At 71.5% G+C, this 24,119-nt stretch carries 25 protein-coding genes and 1 pseudogene; 8 read left to right on the top strand and 18 right to left on the bottom strand.

What is annotated here, in order from left to right; all coding sequences use genetic code 11:
- Position 1 precedes the first annotated feature (1 nt).
- From AAD528_RS09755 to AAD528_RS09740, 4 genes are all read right to left on the bottom strand, one after another.
- The gene (locus AAD528_RS09755) at positions 2-997 is read right to left on the bottom strand and encodes an ABC transporter permease (RefSeq protein WP_345751881.1); all 996 of its coding nucleotides are present in this window, start codon (positions 995-997) and stop codon (positions 2-4) included.
- Positions 994-1,818, bottom strand: a complete 825-nt coding sequence (locus AAD528_RS09750; RefSeq protein ID WP_345751880.1) for an ABC transporter ATP-binding protein — start codon at positions 1,816-1,818, stop codon at positions 994-996. The genes AAD528_RS09755 and AAD528_RS09750 overlap by 4 nt, the downstream gene beginning before the upstream one ends.
- Entirely contained in the window at positions 1,815-2,639 is an 825-nt protein-coding gene (locus tag AAD528_RS09745) for an ABC transporter ATP-binding protein (protein ID WP_345751879.1), read from the bottom strand. Before AAD528_RS09745 ends, AAD528_RS09750 begins: the two co-directional genes overlap by 4 nt.
- Positions 2,640-2,749: 110 nt before the next feature.
- Positions 2,750-4,417 carry an ABC transporter substrate-binding protein gene (locus AAD528_RS09740; RefSeq protein WP_345751878.1) on the bottom strand — a complete coding sequence of 556 codons (1,668 nt, stop codon included), beginning with the start codon at positions 4,415-4,417 and terminating at the stop codon, positions 2,750-2,752.
- Positions 4,418-4,564: 147 nt separating this feature from the next.
- Here AAD528_RS09740 and AAD528_RS09735 point away from each other — a divergent pair, with 147 nt between their 5' ends.
- Both AAD528_RS09735 and AAD528_RS09730 read left to right on the top strand, forming a co-directional pair.
- Positions 4,565-5,209 carry a TetR/AcrR family transcriptional regulator gene (locus tag AAD528_RS09735; RefSeq protein ID WP_375339600.1) on the top strand — a complete coding sequence of 215 codons (645 nt, stop codon included), beginning with the start codon at positions 4,565-4,567 and terminating at the stop codon, positions 5,207-5,209.
- Between the two features lie 76 nt (positions 5,210-5,285).
- Positions 5,286-5,873 (top strand): flavin reductase family protein, encoded by a 588-nt coding sequence (locus AAD528_RS09730; RefSeq protein ID WP_345751876.1) that lies wholly within the window; start codon positions 5,286-5,288, stop codon positions 5,871-5,873.
- Positions 5,874-5,911: 38 nt separating this feature from the next.
- On the opposite strand, the gene AAD528_RS09725 is transcribed toward AAD528_RS09730, so the two are convergent.
- The 4 genes from AAD528_RS09725 to pdhA all read right to left on the bottom strand — a co-directional run bounded on the left by AAD528_RS09725 (position 5,912) and on the right by pdhA (position 11,108).
- Positions 5,912-7,444, bottom strand: coding sequence for an amino acid permease (locus tag AAD528_RS09725; RefSeq protein ID WP_345751875.1), 1,533 nt, complete (start codon positions 7,442-7,444; stop codon positions 5,912-5,914).
- Positions 7,445-7,597: 153 nt separating this feature from the next.
- Positions 7,598-9,019 (bottom strand): dihydrolipoamide acetyltransferase family protein, encoded by a 1,422-nt coding sequence (locus AAD528_RS09720; RefSeq protein WP_345751874.1) that lies wholly within the window; start codon positions 9,017-9,019, stop codon positions 7,598-7,600.
- Positions 9,016-10,029 carry an alpha-ketoacid dehydrogenase subunit beta gene (locus AAD528_RS09715; RefSeq protein WP_345751873.1) on the bottom strand — a complete coding sequence of 338 codons (1,014 nt, stop codon included), beginning with the start codon at positions 10,027-10,029 and terminating at the stop codon, positions 9,016-9,018. The genes AAD528_RS09720 and AAD528_RS09715 overlap by 4 nt, the downstream gene beginning before the upstream one ends.
- Positions 10,026-11,108, bottom strand: a complete 1,083-nt coding sequence (pdhA, locus tag AAD528_RS09710; protein ID WP_345751872.1) for a pyruvate dehydrogenase (acetyl-transferring) E1 component subunit alpha — start codon at positions 11,106-11,108, stop codon at positions 10,026-10,028. Before pdhA ends, AAD528_RS09715 begins: the two co-directional genes overlap by 4 nt.
- A 142-nt stretch (positions 11,109-11,250) precedes the next feature.
- Here pdhA and AAD528_RS09705 point away from each other — a divergent pair, with 142 nt between their 5' ends.
- Complete coding sequence (locus tag AAD528_RS09705; protein WP_345751871.1) at positions 11,251-11,688, top strand: Lrp/AsnC family transcriptional regulator; 438 nt, start codon at positions 11,251-11,253, stop codon at positions 11,686-11,688.
- Between the two features lie 19 nt (positions 11,689-11,707).
- Here AAD528_RS09705 and AAD528_RS09700 read toward each other — a convergent pair whose 3' ends face one another.
- The gene (locus AAD528_RS09700; protein WP_345751870.1) at positions 11,708-12,310 is read right to left on the bottom strand and encodes a class I SAM-dependent methyltransferase; all 603 of its coding nucleotides are present in this window, start codon (positions 12,308-12,310) and stop codon (positions 11,708-11,710) included.
- A gap of 4 nt (positions 12,311-12,314) precedes the next feature.
- On the bottom strand, positions 12,315-12,758 hold the full coding sequence (locus AAD528_RS09695; RefSeq protein WP_345751869.1) for a YdeI/OmpD-associated family protein: 444 nt from the start codon (positions 12,756-12,758) through the stop codon (positions 12,315-12,317).
- Between the two features lie 229 nt (positions 12,759-12,987).
- Between AAD528_RS09695 and AAD528_RS09690 the strand changes: the two genes are divergently transcribed.
- Positions 12,988-13,290, top strand: a complete 303-nt coding sequence (locus tag AAD528_RS09690; protein WP_345751868.1) for a hypothetical protein — start codon at positions 12,988-12,990, stop codon at positions 13,288-13,290.
- A 42-nt stretch (positions 13,291-13,332) separates the two neighbouring features.
- On the opposite strand, the pseudogene AAD528_RS15515 reads toward AAD528_RS09690, so the two are convergent.
- A pseudogene (locus AAD528_RS15515) lies at positions 13,333-13,389 on the bottom strand (DUF4287 domain-containing protein); the annotation flags it as partial.
- Positions 13,390-13,454: 65 nt separating this feature from the next.
- Here AAD528_RS15515 and AAD528_RS09685 point away from each other — a divergent pair.
- Complete coding sequence (locus AAD528_RS09685) at positions 13,455-14,372, top strand: J domain-containing protein (RefSeq protein WP_345751867.1); 918 nt, start codon at positions 13,455-13,457, stop codon at positions 14,370-14,372.
- Positions 14,373-14,486: 114 nt separating this feature from the next.
- Here AAD528_RS09685 and AAD528_RS09680 read toward each other — a convergent pair whose 3' ends face one another.
- The 3 genes from AAD528_RS09680 to AAD528_RS09670 all read right to left on the bottom strand — a co-directional run bounded on the left by AAD528_RS09680 (position 14,487) and on the right by AAD528_RS09670 (position 16,508).
- Positions 14,487-15,173 (bottom strand): cation efflux transmembrane domain-containing protein, encoded by a 687-nt coding sequence (locus tag AAD528_RS09680; RefSeq protein ID WP_375339599.1) that lies wholly within the window; start codon positions 15,171-15,173, stop codon positions 14,487-14,489.
- Positions 15,161-15,496, bottom strand: coding sequence for a Cd(II)/Pb(II)-sensing metalloregulatory transcriptional regulator CmtR (cmtR, locus tag AAD528_RS09675; protein ID WP_345751865.1), 336 nt, complete (start codon positions 15,494-15,496; stop codon positions 15,161-15,163). The genes AAD528_RS09680 and cmtR overlap by 13 nt, the downstream gene beginning before the upstream one ends.
- A 148-nt stretch (positions 15,497-15,644) precedes the next feature.
- Entirely contained in the window at positions 15,645-16,508 is an 864-nt protein-coding gene (locus tag AAD528_RS09670; RefSeq protein ID WP_345751864.1) for a serine hydrolase domain-containing protein, read from the bottom strand.
- A gap of 169 nt (positions 16,509-16,677) precedes the next feature.
- Between AAD528_RS09670 and dhaK the strand changes: the two genes are divergently transcribed.
- The 3 genes from dhaK to AAD528_RS09655 are packed head-to-tail and all read left to right on the top strand — an operon-like array spanning position 16,678 to position 19,014.
- The gene (gene dhaK, locus AAD528_RS09665) at positions 16,678-17,670 is read left to right on the top strand and encodes a dihydroxyacetone kinase subunit DhaK (RefSeq protein ID WP_345751863.1); all 993 of its coding nucleotides are present in this window, start codon (positions 16,678-16,680) and stop codon (positions 17,668-17,670) included.
- Position 17,671: 1 nt separating this feature from the next.
- A complete protein-coding gene (gene dhaL / locus AAD528_RS09660) occupies positions 17,672-18,304 on the top strand; it encodes a dihydroxyacetone kinase subunit DhaL (protein WP_345751862.1) in 633 nt (210 codons plus the stop codon).
- 8 nt (positions 18,305-18,312) lie between these two features.
- Positions 18,313-19,014, top strand: a complete 702-nt coding sequence (locus AAD528_RS09655) for an HPr family phosphocarrier protein (protein ID WP_345751861.1) — start codon at positions 18,313-18,315, stop codon at positions 19,012-19,014.
- Between the two features lie 95 nt (positions 19,015-19,109).
- Here the strand turns inward: AAD528_RS09655 and AAD528_RS09650 are convergent, their stop codons facing one another.
- Genes AAD528_RS09650 through AAD528_RS09635 form a run of 4 tightly spaced genes read right to left on the bottom strand, consistent with a single transcriptional unit; the run spans position 19,110 to position 23,974 of the window.
- Complete coding sequence (locus AAD528_RS09650) at positions 19,110-20,807, bottom strand: glycoside hydrolase family 13 protein (RefSeq protein WP_345751860.1); 1,698 nt, start codon at positions 20,805-20,807, stop codon at positions 19,110-19,112.
- 49 nt (positions 20,808-20,856) lie between these two features.
- Entirely contained in the window at positions 20,857-21,750 is an 894-nt protein-coding gene (locus AAD528_RS09645) for a carbohydrate ABC transporter permease (RefSeq protein WP_345751859.1), read from the bottom strand.
- Positions 21,750-22,661, bottom strand: coding sequence for a carbohydrate ABC transporter permease (locus AAD528_RS09640; RefSeq protein ID WP_345751858.1), 912 nt, complete (start codon positions 22,659-22,661; stop codon positions 21,750-21,752). Before AAD528_RS09640 ends, AAD528_RS09645 begins: the two co-directional genes overlap by 1 nt.
- On the bottom strand, positions 22,658-23,974 hold the full coding sequence (locus tag AAD528_RS09635) for an ABC transporter substrate-binding protein (RefSeq protein WP_345751857.1): 1,317 nt from the start codon (positions 23,972-23,974) through the stop codon (positions 22,658-22,660). Before AAD528_RS09635 ends, AAD528_RS09640 begins: the two co-directional genes overlap by 4 nt.
- Positions 23,975-24,119: the final 145 nt, after the last annotated feature.

Raw genomic sequence — 24,119 nt, 5'->3', positions numbered from 1 at the left:
CTCAGGCCTCCGACTGACGGGTGCGGGGATCGAGGATCGCGTGCGCGATGTCCGCGAGGATGTTCGCGCACAGCACGGCGAGCGTGATGATGAGGAACAGGCCCTGCATCAGCGGGTAGTCCTTCGCGGCGGTCGCGTCGAGCAGCATCTTGCCGACGCCCGGGTACGAGAACACGAGCTCCATCACGATCGTGCCGCTGACGATGAAGCCGATCGACAGCGCGAAGCTCGACAGCTGCGGCAGCACGGCGTTGCGGGCGGCGTAGCGCCACAGCACACGCCGGTTCGGCATGCCCTTGGCCTGCGCGACCGTGATGTAGTCCTCGTCGAGCACCGTCAGCATCATGTTGCGCATGCCGAGGATCCATCCGCCGAGAGACGCGATCAGGATCGTGATGAGCGGCAGCGCGCCGTGCGCGATCACCTGCCCGATGAAGTCGAGCGTGAACTCCGGGGCGGACCCCTTGTCGTACGCGTGCGACGCGGGGAACAGCCCGAGCGTGGACGAGAACACCGCGATCGCGATGAGGCCCAGCCAGAAGTACGGCACGGTCGAGAAGAACGTCGTGATCGGCACGATGACGTCGGCGCGGCTGCCGCGCTTCCACCCGACCACCGCGCCGAGCACGGTGCCGGTCAGGAACGACAGCACCGTCGCGAGCCCCACCAGGCCGATCGTCCACGGCAGCGCGACGGCGATGACGTCGCCCACGGGGGCGAGGCCGTTCGAGAACGACCGCCCGAGGTCGCCCCGCAGCAGCAGCCCCCAGTAGTCGGCGTACTGCTGCCAGAGCGAGGTGTCCTCGTCCAGGCCGAACAGCGTGCGGATGGCGTGCTCGGCCTCCGGCGTGATCTGGCCGCGGTACTTGTTCATGTACGCGCTGACCGGGTCGCCCTTCATCATGCGCGGCACGAGGAAGTTGATCGTGATCGCTGCCCAGAGGGTGAACAGGTAGAACGCGGCGCGGTTCAGGATGAACCGGAGCGGGATCCTCACGCGATGCCTCCGTCCGTGTGGTCGGCTGCGAGCCCGGGCGCCGACGCGAAGTGCTTCTCCGGGTCGGGCGAGGCCGCGCGCAGCTCGCGCGTGTACTCGTGCTGGGGATTCAGGATGACGTCGTCGGCGGGCCCCGACTCGACCACGCGGCCGTGGTGCAGCACCATGATCTCGTCGGAGAAGTGGCGCGCGGTCGCGAGATCGTGCGTGATGTAGAGCACGCCGAGACCCTCGTCGCGCTGCAGCTCGGCGAGCAGGTTCAGCACGCCGACGCGGATCGACACGTCGAGCATCGACACGGGCTCGTCGGCCACGAGCAGGCTCGGCCGGGATGCCAGCGCGCGGGCGATCGCCACGCGCTGCCGCTGGCCGCCGGACAGCTCGTGCGGGCGGCGGTCGATCACAGCGTCGGCATCCAGACGCACGCGCTCGAGCAGGCGCCGCACCTCGGCCTCGGTCTCGGCCTTCGGCACGACGGCGTCGAGGCGCAGCGGCCGCTCGAGGTGATAGCGGATGGAGTGGTAGGGGTTCAGCGAGGCGAACGGGTCCTGGAACACCATCCGGAGCTTCTGGCGATAGGCGCGCAGCCCGCGGCCGCGCTGCGGGATCGGCTTGCCGTCGAGCAGCACCTCGCCGCTCGTCGGTGTCTCCAGCTGCGTGAGGATCTTCGCGATCGTGGACTTGCCGGATCCGGACTGGCCGACGAGCGCGATCGTGCGGCGCTCGCGCAGCGTGAAGCTGACGTCGTCGAGCGCGAGGATCGGATCCGCGCCGCGGACCCGGTAGCGCTTCGTGACGTTGCGGAACTCGAGCGTGGTCATCGCGTGAGCACCCCCCGGGCGCCGGTGAGGCGCGGGAAGGAGCTGAGCAGCTTGCGCGTGTACTCGTGCTGCGGGCGCTCCCAGATGTCGCGGGAGGCGGCGAGCTCCACGATCTCGCCCTCGCGCATGATCGCGATCCGGTCGCTGATCTCCAGCAGCAGCGGCAGGTCGTGCGTGATGAAGATGACCGAGAAGCCGAACTCGTGGCGCAGCTCGGAGATCTGACGGAGGATCTCGCGCTGCACGAGCACATCGAGCGCGGTGGTCGGCTCGTCCATCACCATCAGCTGCGGCCGCAGGGCCAGCGCCATCGCGATCATGACGCGCTGGCGCATGCCGCCCGACAGCTCGTGCGGATAGGAGCGGTAGCGCTCTCGCCCCACGGCGACGATCTCGAGCAGCTCCTCGCACTCGCGCCGCCGGGCCGCCTTGGTCATTCCGGGGCGGTGCACGACGAACACGTCGTCCAATTGGGATCCGATCGTGGCGACGGGGTTGAGCGCGTTCATCGCGCCCTGGAACACCATCGACACCTTGTCCCAGCGGAAGCGCTGCATATCGTGCACGTCGAGGCCGTTGATGTCGATGTCGCCTTCGGCGGCGTCGTGGAACACGACGCCGCCGCCGGTGATGACGGCCGGCGCGCGCAGCAGCCGCTGCACGCCGTAGGCGAGCGTCGTCTTGCCGCAGCCGCTCTCGCCGGCGAGACCCAGGATCTCGCCGCGCTGCAGCTCGAGGGACACGTTCTTCACCGCCTCGACGGGAGGGGTGACGTCGTACACGACCGAGAAGTCGCGCACGGTGAGCAGGGGGTCTGGCATCGGGATCGCTTTCATCACGGCGCACGCGCGCAGGAGGTGCCCGCGCGGGCACCGGTGGCTGGGGACGCGGGAGGCGGGGGCCCGGCGCACGCCGGGCCCCCGCCGGGAGATCACTCCGCGGGCTTCAGGTGCATCAGCACCTGGACCGCGGCGACCTGCAGCGGGTCGCCGGGCGCGTACGGGTCCTCGTCGCTCGGCCAGCCGACGTAGTTGCGCGTGTTGAACTCGGCCAGGATCGGGTGCGTGCCGACCGGGATGACCGGGACGTCCTCGACGAAGGCCTTCTGCACCTGCTCGATGGCCGCCGTGCGGTCGTCGTCGCTGGACGCGTTCGCGTACGTGTTCAGCAGCTCCGTGACCTCGGGGTTGTCGTAGCGGCCGAAGTTGTAGTCGACGAGCTCGCCCGCCTTGAGCCAGCGGCCGTCCATCGTGTCGGAGTACAGGTCGTACGGCGTCGTGCCCGAGTCGGTCCAGTGCATGATCGCGTCGAACGTGCCGGCGCGCTTGTTCTGCGTCCACGTGTCGACGTCGGGGGTGTCGACCTTGGCGTCGGCGCCGAGGGTCTTCTTGACCTGGTCGGCGATCAGGCTGATGCCGGTGACGTAGTCGTTCCAGCCCTGCGGGACCTGGAGCGTGAACTCGACGGGCTCTCCGTCGGGGTCGACCAGGGCCTCGCCCTCCCACGTGTAGCCGGCGTCCTCGAGCACGGCCTTGGCGCCGTCCACGTCGATCTCGAACTCCTCGCCCTGGTACTCGGGGGCGATGTACTGCTCGCCGACCGGGGTGGGCAGGCCCGTCACGCTCGTGAGCTGCGATCCGGCGTTCTCGCGCGCGATCGTGGTGTGCGCCTCGCGGTCGATGACCATGTTGACGGCCTTGCGGAACGCGACGTCGTCGAACGGCTTCTCCTGCGTGTTGAGGAACAGCACATCGGGGGCCATCACGTTGGCCGGCCAGAAGATGTTGTTCTCGTCCTTCGACAGGTACTGGTTGTCGATGTCCGAGATGAACGCCTGGGCCCAGTCGGCCTCGCCGCTCGCGAGCGCGGTGGTCAGCGCGGTGTTGTCGTTGTACGAGACGTAGTACAGCGTCGGGACGGCGGGCTCGCCGCCCCAGTAGTCGTCGCGCGCGGTCAGCGTGACCGACTGCGAGCTGAAGCTGTCGAGCACGTACGGGCCGGTGCCGACGGGGTTCTCGTTCGTGAACGTGGTCGGGTCCTCGACGTCCTTCCAGATGTGCTCCGGCACCATCTGGATGTTCAGGACCTGGGCCTGCTTGACGAACTTCGACTCGGCGAACGACAGCACGACGTTCTCGCCGTCCTTCTGGATGTCGGTGAGCTGGATGTTGCCGGTGTCGAACGCGGGGGTGTTCCGGATCAGATCGAACGTGAAGACGATGTCGTCGGCGGTGAAGTCCTCGCCGTCGTTCCACGTCACGCCCGTGCGGGGCGTGATCGTGAGCTGCGTGTAGTCCTCGTTCCACTCGACCTTCTCGGCCAGCCACGGCGTGGTCTCGTTGCTGCCGGTCGGGTTCACGATCGCGAGCGGCTCGAACACGACGTTCTTGTAGCCGAGCTTGTTGGCCGACGAGTCGCCGACCCACGGGTTGTTCGACTCGGTGGTGATGGCACCGTCGGGCTTCGCGATCGTGAGTGCGGCGCCGCTCTCGGGCGCGCCCGATGACGACTCCTTCGGTCCCGAGCCGCCGGCGGCGCATCCGCTGAGGGCCAACGCGGTGACCAGGCCGACCGCGAAGACCAGTGACTTCTTCTTCATCGCTTCTCCTTCGAAGAGACGTTTTCCTGTGATTGCAGGGTTGGCTCCCGGGACGTTCCGGAGGCGCTTCCATGAACTTACTCAGCAGTAAGTAACTTGTAAAGCAGAGGATGATGTAGACAGGCCCGACGAGAAGGAATCGTGATCATGGCGAAGAGGCAGGCGAGGTCTCGACCGGAGACGCTGCGCAAGCGCGCGGAGATCCTGCACGCCGCGATGGAGATCTTCGGCGCCAAGGGGTTCGCGAACGGCACGCTCGCCGACATCGCGGACCAGGTCGACATGACCCACGCGGGCGTGCTGCACCACTTCGGCTCCAAGACGCAGCTGCTGCTGGAGGTGCTCACCTACCGCGACGAGACGGATGTCGCGGATCTCGTCGAGCAGCACATCCCGGGCGGGCTCGAGCTGTTCCGCCACCTCGTGCGCACGGCGTTCGTGAACGCGCACCGCGCGGGCATCGTGCAGACGTTCGCGGTGCTGTCGGGCGAGTCGGTGACGGACGATCATCCGGCCCGCGCGTACTTTCAGGAGCGCTATCGCAACCTGCGCGCCGAGGTCGGCCGGGCGTTCGAGACGGTGTGCGCCGAACGCGGCGTGACCGCGCCCGACACGGTCGGGCACGCGTCGGCCGCCATCCTCGCGGTGATGGACGGCCTGCAGGTGCAGTGGCTGCTGGATCCCGAGGCGGTGGACCTGGGACCCGCGAGCGAGTTCGCGATCGAGGCGATCGTCTCGGCGGTGCTCGACCCCCGGCCGCCCGCGATCGCGACGCCGGATCTGCCGCGCTGAGACCGCGGCGCGCCGGTATGTTGCGCTGGACGACGGGATTCTGCCCTCGGCCCCCGCACGTGAGTATCGTCGAGTCATGACCGAGACGAATGCGCAGCGGATCCCGGACGGCTACGACGAGTCGCGCGGCCGCCTCGCCGGCGACCTCCTGACCGTGCCCGGCGCGCTCGATGCCGACGGCTTCAAGTCGCTGTTCCGCGGCCACCCCGGCGGCGTCTCCGTGATCACGGCCGAGGGGCCCGACGGACCCGTCGCTCTCACCGCGACGTCCGTGGCGTCGGTCAGCGTCGATCCGCCGATCCTGATCTTCTCGGTGTCGTCGCTGTCTTCGGCCACGCCCGCGATCCTCGCCGCCGACTCGATCGTCGTGCACCTGCTGGATGCGGAGGACATCGACCTCGCGAAGCTCGCATCGACCAGCGGCGTCGACCGCTTCGCCGACACGTCGGCATGGACGCGCCTGCCCACGGGCGAGCCGCTCTTCCCCGGCGTGCGCGCCTGGACGCGCTGCGCGATCGTCAGCCGCCTCGAGGCCGGCGGATCGACCGTGATCGCCGCGCACGCGCTGCAGGGTCAGACCAACCGCGGCCCCGCCGACGACACCCCGCTGGTGTACCACAACCGCGCCTGGCACGCGCTAGGAGAGCACTCGAAGCTCCCCTAGCCGCGCGAGTCGATCGCTCGGCCGACGCTCCGCGCCGATCAGCGGGGGCTGACGGGGATGGTGCCGGTGTAGCCCTCGCGGGTGGCGGCGGCCTCCATGATCTTCCTGCGGGCGGCATACCAGCCCGCGATCAGCATGGGGATCCAGACGACGAGCGACGCGAGCACCCAGCGCCCGGTCTCCGAGAAGCCCATCGTCACGAGCACGAACGCGAGGAATGCGAGCGTCAGGTACGACGTGAACGGCGCCCCGAACAGCCGGAACGACGGGCGCCGGGCGAGGCCCTGACGCGTCCACCGCACGAACCTGATGTGGCAGATCATGATCGTGGCCCAGCCGCCGACGATGCCGAGCGCCGACACCTCGAGCACGATCTCGAAGGCCTGCGACGGCCACAGCGCGTTGATCCCCACACCGAGCAGCGTGACCGCACCGGTGAGCAGGATGCCGCCGAACGGCACGCCCGAGCGGCTCATGGAGCCCGTGAACGCCGGGGCCGATCCGTTCACCGACATCGAGCGCAGGATGCGGCCGGTGGAGTACAGGCCGGCGTTCAGGCTCGACAGCGCCGCGGTCAGCACGACGAAGTTCATGACGGATCCCGCGATCGCACCCGCCTCGGGCGACCCGATGTTCGCGAAGAACGTCACGAACGGCGACTCGCCCTCCTGGTACGCCGTGAACGGCATCAGCAGCGACAGCAGCAGCACGGAGCCGACGTAGAACACCGCGATCCGGATCACGACGGTGTTGATCGCGCGCGGCATCACCTTGGCGGGGTTCTTCGTCTCGCCCGCGGCGGTGCCGACGAGCTCGATCGCTGCGTACGCGAACACGACGCCGGAGATCGCGAGGATCGGCGCGAGGCCGCCCGCCGGGAACAGGCCGCCGTTGCCCGCGATCACCCCGAAGCCCGTGTCACCGGCGCGCGTGGCGCCGCCGAAGATCAGGAAGCAGATGCCGAAGACGAGGAACAGCACGAGCGCGCCGACCTTGATCGCGGCGAACCAGAACTCCATCTCGCCGAACACCTTCACCGACACGAGGTTGAGCGACAGCACGACCACGAGCGCGATGAGGGCGACGAGCCACTGCGGGATCTCCGCCAGCGGCGGCCAGTACCGGCCCCAGAACCTCACGTACAGCGCGGCCGCGGTGACGTCCACGATCGCGGTCATGGCCCAGTTGACGACGTACATCCAGCCGGAGGCGAACGCGAGCTTCTCTCCGAAGAACTCCCGTGCGTACGACACGAAGGATCCCGACGACGGGCGGTGCAGCACGAGCTCGCCGAGCGCGCGCAGGATCAGGAACGCGAAGAAGCCGCACACGGCGTAGACGAGGATGAGCGACGGGCCCGAGCTCTCCAGGCGCCCGCCGGCGCCCATGAACAGTCCGGTGCCGATCGCGCCGCCGATGGCGATCATCTGGATCTGCCGCGGGCGCAGCGACTTGTGGTAGCCGGCGTCCTCGTCGGAGAAGTCCTGCGCCGCCATCAGGCGGTCGCCGGTCAGCTCGCGATCCGACTCCAGATCGTCCGCCAGGTCGCGGCGGTGCGTGGGCTCGGTCATGGGGGTCCCCTCCCGGAAGCAGGGCGAGGCTCGCCCTTGGCCGAAGGGTGCAACCCTTGCGCACTCGGATCAAGGTCGTGTGCGAGTCCCCTGGCAACGTGCGTGTCGGGTTGCGGGGCCGCGGGCGCACCGGTATTTCGCGCGGGGATCCCGCTAGATCCGGCCGAACAGCGACAGCGGCGACTCGATCGCGTCGACCACCTGGCGCAGGAACCGCGCCGCGTAGCCGCCGTCGCACACGCGGTGGTCGAACACCAGCGAGAGCTGCGCGATCCGGCGCGGCGTCATGACGCCGTCCACGACCCACGGCCGTTCGAGCACCCGCCCGACGCCCAGGATCGCGACCTCCGGGTGGTTGATGATCGCGGCGGACCCGTCGACCCCGAACGCGCCGTAGTTGTTGAGCGTGAACGTGGATCCGGACAGCCGCGCGGGCGGGAGCGATCCGGCTCGCGCGTCCTCGGCGAGCGCGCGCAGCGACGCGTCGAGCTCGGCCACGGACATCCGGTCGGCGCGCGGCAGGACGGGCACCATCAGGCCGCGCGGGGTGTCGGTCGCGACGCCGAGATTCACTCCCTCGAACGTGACGAGCTCCTCGCCCTCCACGCGCCCGGCCAGGAGCGGATGATCCTGCAGCGCGAGCAGGACGAAGCGCGCCAGCAGGGCCGTGAAGGACGGCGGCCGCTCCCCCATCGCGGGGCGCAGGGTCCACAGCTCGGTCGCGTCGACGTCGACCCACACCGTCGCCTCGGGGATCTCGGAGCGGCTGCGCACGTAGGTCGCCGACGCGGCGCGATGCAGCATCGACATCCGCTCGCGCGAGGCCTCGGCGAGGCCGGGCTGCGGGAGCGCGGTCTGACGGGCCGGAGGGGCGGATGTGCGCGTGTCGGCCCCGGGAGGCGCCTGCCGTCCCGCGGGCCCGTCAGTCGGCACGGCGGCGCGCAGCACGTCGTCGCGCGTCACGTCGCCGTCCGGTCCGGTGGGGGTGATGGCGGCGACGTCGACGCCCAGGTCGCGGGCCAGCCGCCGCACCAGCGGCGAGCGCACGGTCGGCTTCTCCGGTGCCGTCTGACGGGCCGGCGGTGCGGCCGTGCGCGTGTCGGCCACGGCAGCGGTCCGTGGCCCCACGGGCCCGGCAGGCCGCTCGGGCCGGGGCCGCCGGCGGCGCACGCCGGACGACGCGGACGTGCCGTAGCCGATCAGGACGTTGCCGGATCCGGCCCGCTCCTCGGTCCGGTGCGCCTCGAGCTCGGTGGTGTCGGACGCGGCCTCCGCGGGCTCGGCTCCGGTCGGCTCCGCATCGCTCCGCTCGCCCACCGGGGCATCCGCACCCGCGACCTCGAGCACCGGCTCGCCCACCGCGAGGGCGGATCCGGGCTCGCCGTGCAGCGCGACGACCGTCCCGGCGAACGGCGAGGGCAGCTCGACCACGCTCTTGGCGGTCTCGACCTCGGCGATGGCCTGGTCCACGCGCACGACGTCGCCGACCCGTACGAGCCACTGCACGAGCTCGGCCTCCGTGAGCCCCTCGCCGAGATCCGGCAGCCGGAACACCTGCCTGGTCGCGGTCGTCATCGGTCCTCCCAGTTCAGGGTGTCGATCGCGTCGAGCACGCGATCGAGGTCGGGCAGGTGGAAGCGCTCGAGCTTCGGCGGCGCGTACGGGATGTCGAACCCGGTCACGCGGCGGACGGGCGCCTCGAGGTGCGCGAAGCAGTGCTCGGAGATGCGCGCCGCCAGCTCCGACGCGACGCTCGCGAAGCCGGGGGCCTCGGCGATCACGACCGCTCGCCCCGTCCCGCGCACGGCCGCGAACAGCGTCTCGTCGTCCAGCGGCGCCAGCGTCCGGACGTCCACGACCTGCACGCTGCGACCCTCCGACGCGGCGACCTCGGCCGCGTCCAGCGCGACGCCGACGGAGTTGCCGTACGCGACGAGCGTGACGTCCGTCCCGGGCCGCGCGACGCGCGCGTGGCCGAGCGCGGCCGGGGCGGTCACGTCGACCGGCGCCTTCGTCCAGTAGAGCTTCTTGGGCTCGAGGAAGATGACCGGATCCGGGTGCTCGATCGCGGCGCGCAGCAGGCCGTAGGCGTCCTGCGGGGTCGCGGGGCAGACGACCGTGAGGCCCGGCGTGTGCGCGTAGTAGGCCTCGGACGAGTCGCAGTGGTGCTCCACCCCGCCGATGCCGCCGCCCGTCGGGATCCGGATCACCATCGGCAGGCGGACGGCGCCGCGGGTGCGGTTCGCCGTCTTCGCCACGTGACTGACGATCTGCTCGAACGCGGGGAACGCGAACGCGTCGAACTGCATCTCGACGACCGGGCGCATCCCGTTCATGGCCATGCCGACGGCCGTGCCGACGATGCCCGACTCGGCGAGCGGGGTGTCGAAGCAGCGGTCGGCGCCGAAACGGGCCGCGAGCCCGTCGGTGACGCGGAACACGCCCCCGAGCGCGCCGACGTCCTCCCCGAAGACGAGGACGGACGGATCCGCCTCCATCGCATCGGCGAGCGCGCGGTTGATCGCGGCGGCCATCGTGAGGGTCGGCGCCTCGGTCGCCGTCGGGGCGGGCTCGAGCATGGTCATGATGTCGCCTCCCGGCTCAGTTCGTCCTGCAGCAGACGCCGCTGCGCGTCCAGCTGCGGCGAGCGCGCCGCGTGGACGAAGCGGAAGAGGTCGTCGGGGTCGGGCCGCACGTCGCGGTTCATCGCGTCGCGCAGGGCCGCGGCGGTCTCCTCCGCCTCGGCCGCGAAGCGCGCCTCGGTCTCGACGTCGAGCGCTCCCGACTCGGTCAGGTGCGCGCGCATCCGGAGCAGCGGATCGCGATCCGCCCACGCCTGCACCTCGGCGCGCTCGCGGTAGCGCGTGTCGTCGTCCGCGTTGGTGTGGGCCTGCATGCGGTAGGTGTGAGCCTCGATCAGCGCGGGGCCGCCGCCCTCGCGCGCGTTCTCCACCGCATCGCCGAGCACCGCCAGCAGCGCCGCGGCGTCGTTGCCGTCCACGCGCTGCCCGGGCATGCCGTAGCCGATCGCCTTGTGCGCGAGCGACGGCGCCGCGGTCTGGCGCGAGAGCGGCACCGAGATCGCGAACTCGTTGTTCTGCACGAAGAACACGACCGGCAGGTGGAACACGGCCGCGAAGTTCAGCGCCTCGTGGAAGTCGCCCTCGCTCGTCGCGCCGTCGCCGCACATCGCCACGACCACGGTGTCCTCGCCGCGCAGCCTGGCCGCGTGCGCGAGCCCGACGGCATGCAGCAGCTGGGTCGCGAGCGGCGTCGCCTGGGGCGCGACGCGGTATCGATGGGGGTCGTAGCCCGAGTGCCAGTCGCCGCGCAGCAGGACGAGCGCCTCCTCCGGGTCGACGCCGCGCGTGATGACCGAGACCGAGTCGCGGTACGTGGGGAAGAGCCAGTCGCCCTCGCGCAGCACGAGCGCCGCGGCGACCTGACAGGCCTCCTGCCCGTGCGAGGAGGGGTAGACCGCGAGCCGGCCCTGGCGCACGAGCGCGCCTGCCTGCTCGTTGATGCGGCGGCCGCGCACGAGCGCGCGGTATGCGTCCAGCAGGCGCTCGGCCGAGGGCGCCGGGTACCGGTCGTCGGCGGTGAGCCGGCCGGTCTCGTCGATGAGCCGCACCGGGTGCTCGCGCGGCAGCAGGTCGTCGTGCATCTCGTCTCCACGTCGTCGGGGATGCCTTCAGGATGCCCGCCGTGGATCAATCCGTCTTCCCCGGCCGCGGATGCTTCGGACGATCCGACGCTCGAGCGCTACATTGAGTGCATATCGTCCAGCGTCCACCGGAAGGATCGCCATGGAGTTGGATCAGACGGATCGCGCGATCCTGGCCGCGCTGCGCCGCGACGGCCGCGCGTCCATCAGCGACATCGCCGCCACCGTGAAGGTCTCGCGCGCGAGCGCGTACGCGCGCGTGAAGCGGATGGAGGACACGGGCGTCATCCAGGGCTTCACGGTGCGCACCGACCCCGTGCTGGAGGGCATGCACGCGAGCGCGTACGTCGGCCTCAACGTCGAGCAGGCCGACTGGCAGGATCTGCGCGAGCGGCTCACGCGGATCCCGGAGGTGCATCACGCGGCGCTGCTGGGTGGCGACTTCGACGTGCTGCTGCTCGTGCGGGCGCGGGACAGCCGCGACCTGCGCCGCGTCGTCCTGGAGGAGCTGCAGGGCATCCCCGCCGTCCGCTCGACCCGCACGTTCATCGTGTTCGAGGACCTGCCGACCATCTCGTGACCCCGGTCGATCCGGTGGTTCACCCGGCCCGGCGAGCGACGACAGCGGCGTGAGGGCGCGCCTCCGCCGTGCGACGACGGACAACCTCCTCGATGCGGAAGCCGGCGCGGTCCAGCTCCTCGCCGAGCCGCTCCGGCGGCCAGAACCAGGCGGGAGCGACCGCGTGGGCGAACTGCTCCACCTCCCCGCCGTCGAAGAAGCCGACGAGCAGCGCGCCGCCCGGGCGCAGGACGCGCGCGATCTCGGCGAGCGCCGCGGTCAGTTCGTCGGGTGCCAGATGGATCAGCGAGTACCAGGCGAGGACTCCTGCCACGGAGCCGCCCGGCAGGTCGAGTCGGCGCGCATCGCCGGCACGGAACTCGAGTTGCGGATGACGCGACCGCGCGATCGCGACGAACTCGGGCGTCGGGTCGACGCCCGAGATCTCCGCACCGTGCGCGTGGAGGAAGTCGGTCCACTGACCGGGGCCGCAGCCGAGATCGACGACGGGACCGTCGAGGCCGCGTGCCCACTCGGCGACGAGCGCGCGGTCGTCGGGGTGCGCCGAGGCGATGTCGCCGAACAGCGAGGTGTACTCGTCGGACCGTGCGCCGTAGGCGGCGGTGACCGTGCTCTCGGGCACGGGCTCAGCCGCGGAGGGAGTCGAGGATCTTCGCGATGCGGCGGTCGCGCGTCGCGTCCTGCTTCGCCTCGGCGACGGAGCGGGCGGCCTCCTTGCGATTCGTGAAGGAGAGCCTGTCGAACGCCGCGCGGGCGGCGGGGTCCGCATCGAGTGCGGCGCGCAGCGCCTCCGGGATCTCCACGGTGCGCTCGGCCGCGTCGAGCTCGATGAGCACCTCGATCTCGTCGCCCGCCTCGATGCCGAGCTCGCGGCGCGCGGCCTTGCTGAGGCCGATCAGGATGTCGTCGCCCATCCGCCCCACGCGCAGACGCGCGGAGCGGTCGCCGACCGTCACGATGACCGGCGGGGTCTTCGCCGGACCCAGCACCGCGACCTGCTCGGCCGTGAGCGGGATCGCGGCGGCGGGTCCGTACTCCACGACGGTGGTCTCGAGCGACAGCGACGTCATGCGCTCAGCGTAGGCGCCCCGCGGATGCCTCGGCAGACCCGCACAGCGCGCGTCCGGCGCCGCGATGCGCCATCTGGGATGCTGAGCGCATGAGGCGGACCGGCGCATGGGGACTCGTGGCGATCGCGGCGGCGCTGACCGCGTGCACGCCGGCGCCCGCCGGCGCCGCGGACGTCGAGGCGCGCTTCCTCGAGGCGCTGCCCGCGTCCGCGACAGGGGCGAGGTGCGGGTGTCGGACATCCTGCCCGACGCGCGCTGGGACCGCCTCACGCTCGTCTGCTCCTACGAGGAGTCCTGGCTGATCCACGACCGCCTGCAGGCGTGGGCGGGGCCGGTCGTGCCGGAGCTGCGGGACCGCGACGACCGGCAGGCCCTCGTGCTCGCGCGCGGCGACGAGATCGCGCAGGTGTGGACGTTCGGCCGCGACCGCATCGACCTGTGCGGTCGGAGCACGCGCGGCGAGGTGCTCGTGCGCGACGACAGCGGGATCTCGTTCACGCGCGAGCCGGACGGCCGCTGGGCCGCCGACTGACACCGCGGCCCGGCGCCCTGCTTCGCGCGCGGTCTTCGCGTCGGCGACGATCGCGCTTGCATGACCGTGCCCGAGCCCGTTCGCGCCCTTGAGCCAGGCGACCCGCCGGCGCCGCGGCGGCGGGCGGTGGCTTAGCCTTGGATGTCGCGGCCGAAGGGAGAGGGATGTCGGGCAGTCCGCTCTCCGCCTCGGCGTACGAGGTACTCGGCGTCGCGCCGACCGCGACCGACGAGGAGCTGCGGCGCGCGTATCGCCTGCGGCTGCGGCAGACGCACCCCGACACCGGCGGCGACGCGGCCGCGTTCATCCGGGTCCGGCACGCGTGGGGGCTCGTGGGCGACCCCGTCGCGCGCGCCGCGTACGACCGCGGGCAGGGCGTCTCCCCCGCCGAGGCCGAGTGGCGCGTCGCCACGCCCGCCGCGCCGGCGCGCGATTCGCGGCCGCGCGCCCGCTCGTACGGGCATCCGGGCGGCTGGCACCGGGCGCGCTACCTCGAGCTCGTGCGCGAGTGGGCCGGCCGCGGCGCCGACCTCCGCGATCCGTACGCGCCGGAGATCGTGCGCGCGGCGCCGCTCGAACTGCGCGAGCTGCTCGCGCAGGCGCTGGCGGAGGAGGCCACGGCGCGGACGGTCGCCGAGCTCGGGATGGGCTACACCGCCTGGCACGATGTCGCGACCGGTGGGCGACCCGAGCACAAGCTCGACCACATCGTCCTGAGCCCGTCGGGTCTGTACGGCATGTCGTCGTCGGACTTCGGCGAGGAGGCGCGCTTCCGGCGCGGCGAGATCATCGGCGAGCGGGTCGCCCCGCGGGCCCCCGTCGCGACGCTGATGTCCGGCATGCGGGCGGTCGCGCGCGAGGCCAAGGTGCGCTTCGGCGGCGCGATCATCGTGCTGCCGGACGAGGACCTGATGCAGCCGATCAACGCGCTCGGCAGCGTGCGCGGCGTCCCCGTCGTTGTCGTGCGCCGCGGCGTGCTGGGCCATCTGCTGCGCACCGGCGTCCCGGGCGCGCGCGACATCGGCGGCAACGAGCTGTTCGACGTGCGCACGCGCCTGCAGCAGGCCGTCCGCTTCGTCTGACCCGGCTCCGCGCCTCGCTCGCCCGGCCCTAGGCGAGGTGATCTCCCCGATCGAGGACGGATCCGGATCGGACGCCCTCGACCGCGGAGAATTCCTCGGTGGGTGGCGGCGCCGTCAGTGCTCGTGCTCGCCCTCGCCCTCGCCCTCGCCCTCGCCCTCGCCCTCGAGCAGCATCCCGACCGACGTGGCGCACGCGTCGCCGCGCCATGCCTCGACGCCCTCGCGCACCGCGAATCCCGCGATCACGAGGCCCGCGACCGCGTCCGCCCACCACCATCCGAGCAGGCTGTCGAGCATCAGCCCAGCGAGCACGGCGGCCGACAGGTACGCGCAGATCAGCGTCTGCGTCGAGTCGGCGACCGCCGTCGCCGAGCCCAGCTCACGGCCGGCGACGCGCTCCGCGCGCGACAGGAACGGCATCACGACCAGGCTGAGCGAGGTCAGGACGATGCCGACGGGCGAGTGCGCGGCATCCGACCCGGTCAGCAGGGCGATCGCCGACGACGCGGTGACATACCCGGCGAGCGCGAAGAAGGCCGCGGCGATCACCCGGAGCGTGTCCCTCTCCCAGCGCTCGGGGTCGCGTCGCGTGAACTGCCAGGCCACCGCGGCAGCGGACAGCACCTCGACCGTCGAGTCCAACCCGAAGCCGATGAGCGCGCCGGAGGACGCGGCGGCTCCCGCGGCCAGCGCGACGACCGCCTCCACCACGTTGTACGCGATGGTGCCCGCGACGATCCAGCGGATCCGACGGTGCAGCAGATCGCGCCGCTCGACGGAGACGGCGGTCACGCGCAGCACTCGCACGCGTCGTCGCCGCACGGCGCGCCCTCGTCGACCGCGACCACAGCCTCGAGCAGCTGCCGCAGCCCGCGCGTCAGGTGCGGATCGGAGATGTCGTAGCGGGTGCGGCGGCCCTCGGCAGTGGCGACGATCAGGCCGCATCCGCGCAGGCAGGTCAGATGGTTCGACACGTTGGTGCGCGTGAGCCCGAGGTCGCGCGCGATCTCGCCGGGATAGCCGGGCCCCTCGAGGAGGGCGAGCAGGATGCGCGCGCGCGTCGGATCCGCCATCGCCCGGCCCAGCCGGTGCATGACATCGAGGCGCGAGGCGATGGTCAGCATCTGCTGACCATACAGCAAGCGCTGACCAATTGACGACCGCCGACCCGCCGCTGCGCGAGGAGATCTCCCGGTTCGAGGACGGATCCGGATTCGGCGGCCCTCGGCGGAGGATATCTCCTCGCCCGACGGTGCGTCGGCGCTCCCGGGCTCAGCCCCGCACAGCCTCCACCGCGAGCTCGGCCATCCGGTATCCGCCCGCGTGGTCGTCGGCCGTGACCGTGACGACCGCGTCGCCCGCGAACACGACGAGCTGGCCGTGCGCGCCGTGCAGGCGCCAGGCGTCGCCCGGCCCCGCCCAGCCCGACAGCGCGTAGCGGTCGTAGCCCGGCGAGCCGCCCGTGGCGATCCAGTCGGTGTGCATCGCATCGGTCCACGCGGCGCCGACGACCCGGCGGCCGTGCCACACGCCTCGGTCGCGGATCAGCCGGCCGATGCGGGCGAGCTCCTCGGTCCGCAGGCGCAGACCGTCGCCGGCGCGGATCCACCCGAGCGGGCAGCGATCCCACTCCGGCGCGTCGATGCCGAGCGGCGCGAACAGACGCGGGACGAGGTACTCGCGGACGTCGCCGACCGCCGCGGCGAGCGCCCGCATCGCCGTGTAGGTGCTGGCGTTGGAGTAGTCCATGACCCGACCCGAGGAGGGGCGACGCAGGAACTCGCGCGCGAGATCCGGCCATTCCTCGAACATGGTCTCCGACCACGGCAGGTCGATGCCGCTCGTCATGGCGAGCAGATGCCGCGTCGTCACGTCTCCCACGCCGTCGCCGAGCTCGAAGCCGGGCAGGTACCGGGCCACGGGCGCGTCGACGTCGAACAGGCGCTCGTCCGAGGCGATGCCCGCGGCGAGGACGCAGACCCCCTTGGCGACCGAGTGGACGTCGGCGCGCACGTCGTCGGCCCAGCGGTGGGACGCGGCGTCGTCGCCGATCAGGACGTGCGCGCCGAGCGCCCCGAGGCCCTCCTCGTCGACGCGGCAGGCGAAGCGGTCGACGGCGGCCCGGGCGGAGATCATCCGCTCAGTCTTCCAGGCCCCCGCGCACCCGCCGACGTGCACGTTTGCCCGGCGTCGCGGATCGACTCTTGCCACGCGCCGCGCGCGGGGCCAGCATGCGAGGAGGAGCCCCCCGAAGATCCTCGGCGAAGAGGGTCTGGCCCCACCCCGAGTCGAAGGAGACCCGCGCATGAAGAAGCTCATCAACTCCCCGGACACCGTGCTGGCGGACGCCCTGCGAGGCGTCGCGGCCGCGCACCCCGAGCTCACGGTGGATCTGGAGAACCGCGTCGTCGCCGCCCCGCGCACGAGCGAGCCCCACGTCGCGCTCGTCTCGGGCGGCGGATCCGGACACGAGCCGCTGCACAGCGGGTTCGTCGGCGAGGGGATGCTCGACGCGGCCTGCGCGGGCGAGATCTTCACGTCGCCGACGCCGGATCAGATGCTCGCCGCCGCGCAGCTGGTCCACTCGGACCAGGGCGTGCTCTTCATCGTCAAGAACTACACGGGCGACGTCCTGAACTTCGAGATGGCCGCGGACCTCGCACGCGAGGAGGGCATCGAGGTCGAGTCGGTGCTCGTCGCCGACGACGTCTCGGTCGAGGACTCGACGTGGACCGCGGGGCGCCGCGGCGTCGGAACGACCGTGATCGTGGAGAAGATCGCGGGCGCCGCCGCGGCCGAGGGGCGCTCGCTCGCGGACGTGAAGGCGATCGCCGAGAAGGTCAGCAGGGCCGGACGCTCCATGGGCGTCGCCCTCACGAGCTGCACCGTGCCCGCCGTCGGCAAGCCCAGCTTCGACCTGCCCGAGGACGAGATGGAGGTGGGCGTCGGCATCCACGGCGAGCCGGGCCGCCACCGCGAGCCGCTGGCCTCGGTGCACGACATCGCCGAGACGATCGTCGACGCGATCGCGGCCGACCTCGACTTCACGGGAGCGCCCGTGATCGCGCTGCTGTCGGGGCTCGGCGGCACACCCCTGATCGAGCTCTACGCGGCGTACGGCGAGATCGCGGCGGCGCTCGAGCAGCGCGGCATCACGGTCGCCCGCTCGCTCGTGGGCGACTACATCACGAGCCTCGACATGGCGGGCGCCTCGCTGACCCTGGTGCGCGCGGACGACGAGATCCTGCGGCTGTGGGACGCGCCGGTCGTCACCCCCGGCCTGCGGTGGGGCCGCTGACATGGCGGGAGCGTTCACGACCGACGCCGCCGTCGCCTGGCTGCACGGTTTCGGCGAGAAGGTGGCGGCGCAGGCCGAGTACCTGACGCAGCTCGATTCGGCGATCGGCGATGCGGACCACGGCACGAACCTCAAGCGCGGGATGGCCGCCGTCGAGCCGAAGCTGGAGGGCGCCGAGAGCCTGCAGGCGCTGGTGAAGGCGGTCGGCATGACGTTCATCTCGAAGGTGGGCGGGGCGAGCGGCTCGCTGTACGGCTCGTTCTTCCTCGAGGTCGCCAAGGCGCTGCCCGACGGCGCGGAGGCGGAGGCATCCGACGTCGAGGCCGCCCTGCGCGCCGGGCTCGGCAGCATCGTCGCGCGCGGCAAGGCGGAGCCGGGCGACAAGACGATGGTCGACGCGCTGCGGCCCGCGCTCGAGGCGCTCGGCGCCTCGCTCGCGGGCGGCGGCTCGCTCGCCGACGCGGCCGCCGCCGCCGCCGCGGCCGCCGCCGAGGGACGCGATGCCACCGAGCCGCTCGTGGCCCGCAAGGGACGGGCGTCGTACCTCGGCGAGCGCAGCGCCGGGCACATCGACCCGGGCGCGGCCTCGTCCGCTCTCCTGCTCGAGGCGCTGGCGGAGGCCGTCGCGGCATGATCGGGCTGGTGATCGTCTCCCACAGCGAGCCGCTCGCCCGGGCGACGGTCGACCTCGCGATGCAGATGGCGCAGGGCGAGCGGCCGGAGGTGCGGATCGCGGCGGGCGCCGACGGCGGCTTCGGCACCGACGCGGCCGCGATCGCCGCGGCGATCGACGAGCTGGCGGATCTCGAGGGCGTGCTGGTGATGACGGACCTCGGCTCCGCCGCGCTCAGCACGGATCTCGCGCTCGACCTGCGCGAGAGCACGCAGCCGGTCCGGATCAGCGACGGCCCGCTCGTCGAGGGCACGACGGCCGCGTTCGTGCGCGCGGCCACGGGCGGCACGCTCGACGAGGTCGCCGCGGAGGCGGCGAACGCCCTCGCGGCCAAGCGGCGGGAGGAGGAGCCCTCGACGCCGGCGCCCGAGCCGGCGCCAGAGCCCGCGGCCGCCGAGGCGAGCGCCGAGGCCACGCTGGTCAACCCGCTCGGCGTGCACTCGCGCCCCGCCGCGGCCCTCGCGCGCACCGCGGGCGGCTACGACGCGCGGATCCGGATCCGCAACGTCACCGCGGACCGCGGGCCGGTCAACGGCGCGAGCCTCGTCGGGCTGCTCTCGCTCGCGGCGGCAAAGGACCACGTACTGCGGATCGACGCGCAGGGCCCGGATGCCGCGACCGCGGTCGAGGAGCTGCGGAAGCTGATCGCCGACGGCCTCGGCGAGGCCTGAGCCCCGGCGCGAGGAGATATCCACGCTCGAGGACGGATCCGGCCGGATCCGTCCTCGATTGCGGATATCTCCTGCCCGCGCGGCGAGCGGACGGATCAGCGCGCGGGCGCGATCCAGATCGTCGTCTCGGCGGGGACGGATCCAGCCGTCCCGCCGTCGCTCGACAGCACGACCTCGCCGTCGCCGGACGCGAGCTCGGACGGCCCCAACTCGTAGGGCTCGGTGCCGAAGTTCGTCACGACCTGCCAGCCGTTGGGGCGCCGGAAGCGGAGCACGTCGTCGCGGCCGGTCTCGATCCAGTCGAGCTGCTCGCCGCTCTGCAGGTCGTGGCGCAGCCCCAGCGCGCGGCGGTAGAGCGACAGGGTCGACGCGGCGTCGGCCTCCTGGCTCTCGACCGCGTACTGCGCGAACCACCCCGGCTGCGGCAGGTGCGCACCCTCCGGGCCGAAGCCGAACGAGGGCCCCGACGCGGTCCACGGCAGAGGCACGCGGCATCCGTCGCGCCCGATCTCCGCTCCCCCGGTGCGGAAGAACGTCGGGTCCTGACGCTCCTCCTCGGGGATGTCGGCCACCTCGTGCAGGCCGAGCTCCTCGCCCTGGTACAGGTAGGCCGAGCCGGGCAGGCCGAGCAGGAACAGCGTGGCCGCCCTCGCGCGTCGCGCGCCGCGCTCGCGGTCGAGCAGCGCCTCGTCCCCGCCGCCCAGCAGCCACTCGCCGCCGTGCCGCGCGGGCGCCGTCGAGTCGGCCGGCGCGGGCGGCAGGCCGTAGCGGGTCGCGTGGCGCACGACGTCGTGGTTCGACAGCACCCAGGTGCTGGACGAGCCGGACTGCGCCGCGAGCGCGAGGTTGTCGGTCACGATCCGCCGGAACGACGGCGCGTCGAAGTCGGCCTCGAGCAGGTCGAAGTTGAACGACTGGCCGAGGCTCTCCGGGCTCGCATAGCGCGGCACGCGGTCGGAGGCCACCCACGCCTCGGCGACCGCCGTGCGCGGCGGGTCGTACGAGTTGAACAGCTGCCGCCACTCGGCGTAGATCTCGTGGACGTCGTCGCGGTCGATCAGCGGGTGGTTGCCGTCGATCGGGATCCGCGTGAGCTCCTCGCGCGAGGGCAGCGGCTCGGTGAGGTCCTTCGTGAGCATGTGGGCGACGTCGATGCGGAAGCCGTCGACGCCGCGGTCCGACCAGAACCGCAGGGTCGTCAGGAAGTCCTGGCGCACCTCCGGGTTGTCCCAGTTCAGGTCGGGCTGCTCCTTGGCGAAGTTGTGGAAGTACCACTGGCCGTCCTCCACGCGGTGCCACGCGGGACCGCCGAACACGGACAGCCAGTCGGTCGGCGGCTCGGCGCCATCCGGTCCCGTGCCCTCGCGGAAGATGTACCGCTCGCGCGCGGCGGATCCGCGGCCCGCGGCGAGCGCCTCCTGGAACCACTCGTGCAGGTCGGACGTGTGGTTCGGCACGATGTCCACGACGACCTTGATGCCGCGCGCGTGCAGCGCCGCGACCATCGCGTCGAAGTCGTCGAGCGTGCCCAGGCGCGGGTCGACGTCGCGGTAGTCGGCCACGTCGTATCCGCCGTCCGCGAGGGCCGACGGGTAGAACGGGCTCAGCCACACGGCGTCCACGCCGAGCTCGGCGAGGTAGTCGACGCGGGTCAGGATGCCGGGCAGGTCGCCCAGCCCGTCGCCGTTCGCGTCGGCGAAGCTGCGCGGGTAGATCTGGTAGACGACGGCCTGGCGCCACCAGACGGCGGCGGGGTCGGCTTCACGGGTCTCGGCGGGCAGCACTTCGGTCATGAAGCGGGAGCTCCTTCTGTGTCGGGTTCGGTGCGTGCGACGTGCGGGTTCAGCCCTTGACGGCGCCCTGCGTGACGCCCTCCATCACCCAGCGCTGTGTGAACAGATAGGCGACGATCGCGGGCGCCATGGCCATCAGGTACGAGGCGAAGGCGACGTTGTAGTTGTTGCTGAACTGATTCTGGAACAGGTTCTGCCGCACGGGCAGGGTCTGCAGGGCCGGATCCGAGATGATCAGCGACGGCATCATGAAGTCGTTCCAGGCGTACAGGAACGCGAAGATGCCGACCGTCGCGCTCATCGGCGCGAGCAGCGGGAAGATCAGCTTCCAGAACGTCTGCCACGTGGTCGCGCCGTCGATCCGGGCGCTCTCCTCCAGCTCGAGCGGGATCGAGCGCAGGAACGCCGTGAACAGCAGCACGCTGAAGCTCAGCTGGAACATCGTGGCCAGCAGGATGACGCCCACGGGGTTGTCGAGGCCCACGCGGCCGGTCAGCTGGATCTGCGGGAGCGCCACCACCGGGAACGGGATGAACATCGCCGCCAGCAGGTAGAAGAACGAGTACCGGAACAGGCGGCGGTCCCAGTTGCGCACGATCGCGTAGGACGCGAACGCGGCCAGCAGGATCGTCAGGACGACGGTGCCGGCGGTGACGAACAGCGAGATGCCGGCGCCGACGGGGAACCGCGTCAGGTTCCACGCCTCGACGAAGCCGTCGACGCTGAACGGCGCGGGCAGCGAGAACGCGTTGCCGTCGACCGCCTGGCTCGAGGTCTTGAACGCCATGGAGATCGTGACGTACAGCGGCAGCACCACGGTGACCGCGCACAGCAGGAGCAGGATCGTGCCGGACCAGTTGATCCGCTCGGCGCCGACGCGCGAGGTGCGCGGCGACGTGGCGATGTCCGCGGTGGAGGGCGAGGTGGAGGTGTCGGTGGACATCAGAACGTGTTCCTTCCGCGGGTCAGCGACAGCTGGAGGAGGGAGATGAGCACCGCGACGACGAAGAAGATCGTCGCGTTGGCCATCTGGTAGGCGTAGTCACCGCCGAAGAAGCCCTGCACGATCGTCATCGCGACGCTGCGGGTGGCGGTTCCTGGGCCGCCGTTCGTCAGGCCGACGATGATGTCGTACGAGTTCAGGAAGTTCTTGAAGCCGAGGATCACATTGATCACGACGTAGCCGGCGACGAGCGGGACCGTGATCCGGAACAGCTGCTGCGTCCTGCTGGCGCCGTCGATGTCGGCCGCCTCGTACACGTCGCCCGGCACGGAGAGCAGGCCGGCGATGTAGATGAGCAGCGTGCCCGGCACGGCCTGCCACGCGGTCACGATCACGATCGCCACCCACGCGAGATCCGGATTCGCCAGCAGGCTCTCCGCGAGCCACGGCACGCCGATCGCCGATCCCGCGGCCGGGAGCGAGTTCGAGAACAGGAAGTTGAAGACGTAGGCGATGATGATGCCCGAGATCACCATGGGGATCACGAACACCGTCCGCAGGCCCGTCTTCAGCCGGATCCGGGAGGTCAGCCCGATCGCCAGCAGGAACGCGATGACGTTCACCACGATCACGGTCGCGATCGAGAACCCGAACGTGAAGAGGTAGCTCTGCAGGATGGCCGGATCGCTGAACATCGCGACGTAGTTCGTCACGCCGTTGAAGCTCCACTCGCCGATGCCGATCGAGTCGGTGAAGCTGAAGAAGATGCCGACGATGCCGGGCACCGTGATCGCCAGCGTGAACAGCACGAGGCTCGGCAGCAGGAACAGGTAGTAGATCGGCTCGACGCGGCGGGAGCTGCGGGACGTCCGCCGGTCCCCGCCCGTGACGATCGTCGTGGTGGTGGTCATCCTGCGGACTCCTTCGTCTCGCCGCCTGCGCTGTCGCTGCGGGGCGCGGGCGCCCGGAAGGCGAGGCGCGCCCAGTCGGCGTCCATGATGCGCAGGGTCGCGCCGGGATCCGACCCGAGCACCATGGCCTGCGCGTAGTTGAAGACGGGGATCGTCTTGGGCACGAGCACCGACGGTCCCTGGAAGATGCGTCCCTCGTCGTAGTACTCGGCCATGCCCTCGATGCGCGGGTCGTCCGGCGCCGGGGCGTCATCCGTGGGCGTGAAGCCGAGCTGCGATGCGTTGTACGCCTCGATGTTCTCGGGCTGGTACAGGTACTCGAGGAAGTCGCGGGCGGCCTCCTGGTGGCGCGACTCCTCGGGGATCATCGCCGCGAGGTCCATGTTGACGCGCACCGCGAGGTCCTCGGGATCGTCCGTCATCGGCAGCGGGAACGTACCCAGCTCGAGGTCGGGCGAGGTCTTGGCGATCTCGCTGAAGGCCCACGGGCCCTGCAGGTACATGGCGGCCTCGCCGTTGGCGAACGCCGTGTTGCCGTCGTTGTACCCGCGGCTGTCGGCGTCGTCGTTCACGTGGCCGGCGAGCTCGAGCATCCGGTCCATGGGCTCGGCGAAGTCCTTCTGGAACGACACCTCCGAGTCCGGCCCGACATCGGCGCCCTGCGCCGCGAGCCGGTCGAAGAAGTCGAGCACGTCGATCGATCCGCCGAGCGCGTAGTCGTACCAGCCTTGCGCCACGGTCCAGTCGTCCTTGAACGTGGCGTAGATCGGCGTGACGTCCGCGGCCTCCAGCTCCTCGCACACCGCCAGCAGCTCGTCCCAGGTCTGCGGCACCTCGAGGTCGTGCTCGGCGAAGATCTCCTTGTTGTAGATGACCGAGGCGGCCATCACCGAGAACGGCAGCGCGCTGACGCGCCCCTCGCATGTCCCGTACTGGTCCATGAGGGGCTGGAGGTCGTCGCGGATGCTCGCCGCCGCGTCGGAGTCGGACAGGTCCGTGAGCGCGCAGCGCTGCACGAAGCGCGCGACCTCGTAGTTGTAGTTGGCGAGCATGATGTCAGGCGGATTGCCGCGCACGAAGCTCGCCGAGATGACGTCGACGCCGGAGGTGTCGACCTCGACGCGGACCTCGTCCTGCGAGTCGTTGTACTCGGCGACGAGCTCGGTCATGAACTCGATCGCCTCGCGCTTGTTGAAGGTGAAGCGGATGGTCTCGCGCCCGTCCGCGGAGCAGCCGGCGAGCATCGCGCCGGCGAGCGTGAGCGCGGCCCCGGCCGCCAGCGGCCGGATCAGCCGGGTGGTTCTGGAAGACACCGTTGTCCTTTCCTGCCGACCAGCATCGGAGCTCGCGCTTCGCCGCGGAGTAGATTTACTGGTCGAATCAATTGGATTGGGGAAGACTCTCTCAGGACGCACGCGAAAGGTCAAGGGGATGGCGCGGAGGGCAGCACCGGATCTC

It is taken from the genome of Microbacterium rhizophilum, from assembly GCF_039605615.1.
Lineage (GTDB): Bacteria > Actinomycetota > Actinomycetes > Actinomycetales > Microbacteriaceae > Microbacterium > Microbacterium rhizophilus.
Note: the sequence above shows the minus strand (reverse complement) of the source record. Positions and strands in the feature narration are given on the sequence as shown.

Coding starts and splice junctions, on each gene's coding strand:
- AAD528_RS09640 (WP_345751858.1), bottom strand. CDS start 22,661: ATGACCACCACCACGACGATCGTCACGGGCGGGGACCGGCGGACGTCC.
- AAD528_RS09715 (WP_345751873.1), bottom strand. CDS start 10,029: ATGACCATGCTCGAGCCCGCCCCGACGGCGACCGAGGCGCCGACCCTC.
- AAD528_RS09650 (WP_345751860.1), bottom strand. CDS start 20,807: ATGACCGAAGTGCTGCCCGCCGAGACCCGTGAAGCCGACCCCGCCGCC.
- AAD528_RS09685 (WP_345751867.1), top strand. CDS start 13,455: ATGTCGGGCAGTCCGCTCTCCGCCTCGGCGTACGAGGTACTCGGCGTC.
- AAD528_RS09740 (WP_345751878.1), bottom strand. CDS start 4,417: ATGAAGAAGAAGTCACTGGTCTTCGCGGTCGGCCTGGTCACCGCGTTG.
- AAD528_RS09705 (WP_345751871.1), top strand. CDS start 11,251: ATGGAGTTGGATCAGACGGATCGCGCGATCCTGGCCGCGCTGCGCCGC.
- cmtR (WP_345751865.1), bottom strand. CDS start 15,496: ATGCTGACCATCGCCTCGCGCCTCGATGTCATGCACCGGCTGGGCCGG.
- AAD528_RS09730 (WP_345751876.1), top strand. CDS start 5,286: ATGACCGAGACGAATGCGCAGCGGATCCCGGACGGCTACGACGAGTCG.
- AAD528_RS09645 (WP_345751859.1), bottom strand. CDS start 21,750: ATGTCCACCGACACCTCCACCTCGCCCTCCACCGCGGACATCGCCACG.
- AAD528_RS09720 (WP_345751874.1), bottom strand. CDS start 9,019: ATGACGACCGCGACCAGGCAGGTGTTCCGGCTGCCGGATCTCGGCGAG.
- AAD528_RS09735 (WP_375339600.1), top strand. CDS start 4,565: ATGGCGAAGAGGCAGGCGAGGTCTCGACCGGAGACGCTGCGCAAGCGC.
- dhaK (WP_345751863.1), top strand. CDS start 16,678: ATGAAGAAGCTCATCAACTCCCCGGACACCGTGCTGGCGGACGCCCTG.
- AAD528_RS09750 (WP_345751880.1), bottom strand. CDS start 1,818: ATGACCACGCTCGAGTTCCGCAACGTCACGAAGCGCTACCGGGTCCGC.
- AAD528_RS09670 (WP_345751864.1), bottom strand. CDS start 16,508: ATGATCTCCGCCCGGGCCGCCGTCGACCGCTTCGCCTGCCGCGTCGAC.
- dhaL (WP_345751862.1), top strand. CDS start 17,672: ATGGCGGGAGCGTTCACGACCGACGCCGCCGTCGCCTGGCTGCACGGT.
- AAD528_RS09725 (WP_345751875.1), bottom strand. CDS start 7,444: ATGACCGAGCCCACGCACCGCCGCGACCTGGCGGACGATCTGGAGTCG.
- AAD528_RS09695 (WP_345751869.1), bottom strand. CDS start 12,758: ATGACGTCGCTGTCGCTCGAGACCACCGTCGTGGAGTACGGACCCGCC.
- AAD528_RS09745 (WP_345751879.1), bottom strand. CDS start 2,639: ATGCCAGACCCCCTGCTCACCGTGCGCGACTTCTCGGTCGTGTACGAC.
- pdhA (WP_345751872.1), bottom strand. CDS start 11,108: ATGCACGACGACCTGCTGCCGCGCGAGCACCCGGTGCGGCTCATCGAC.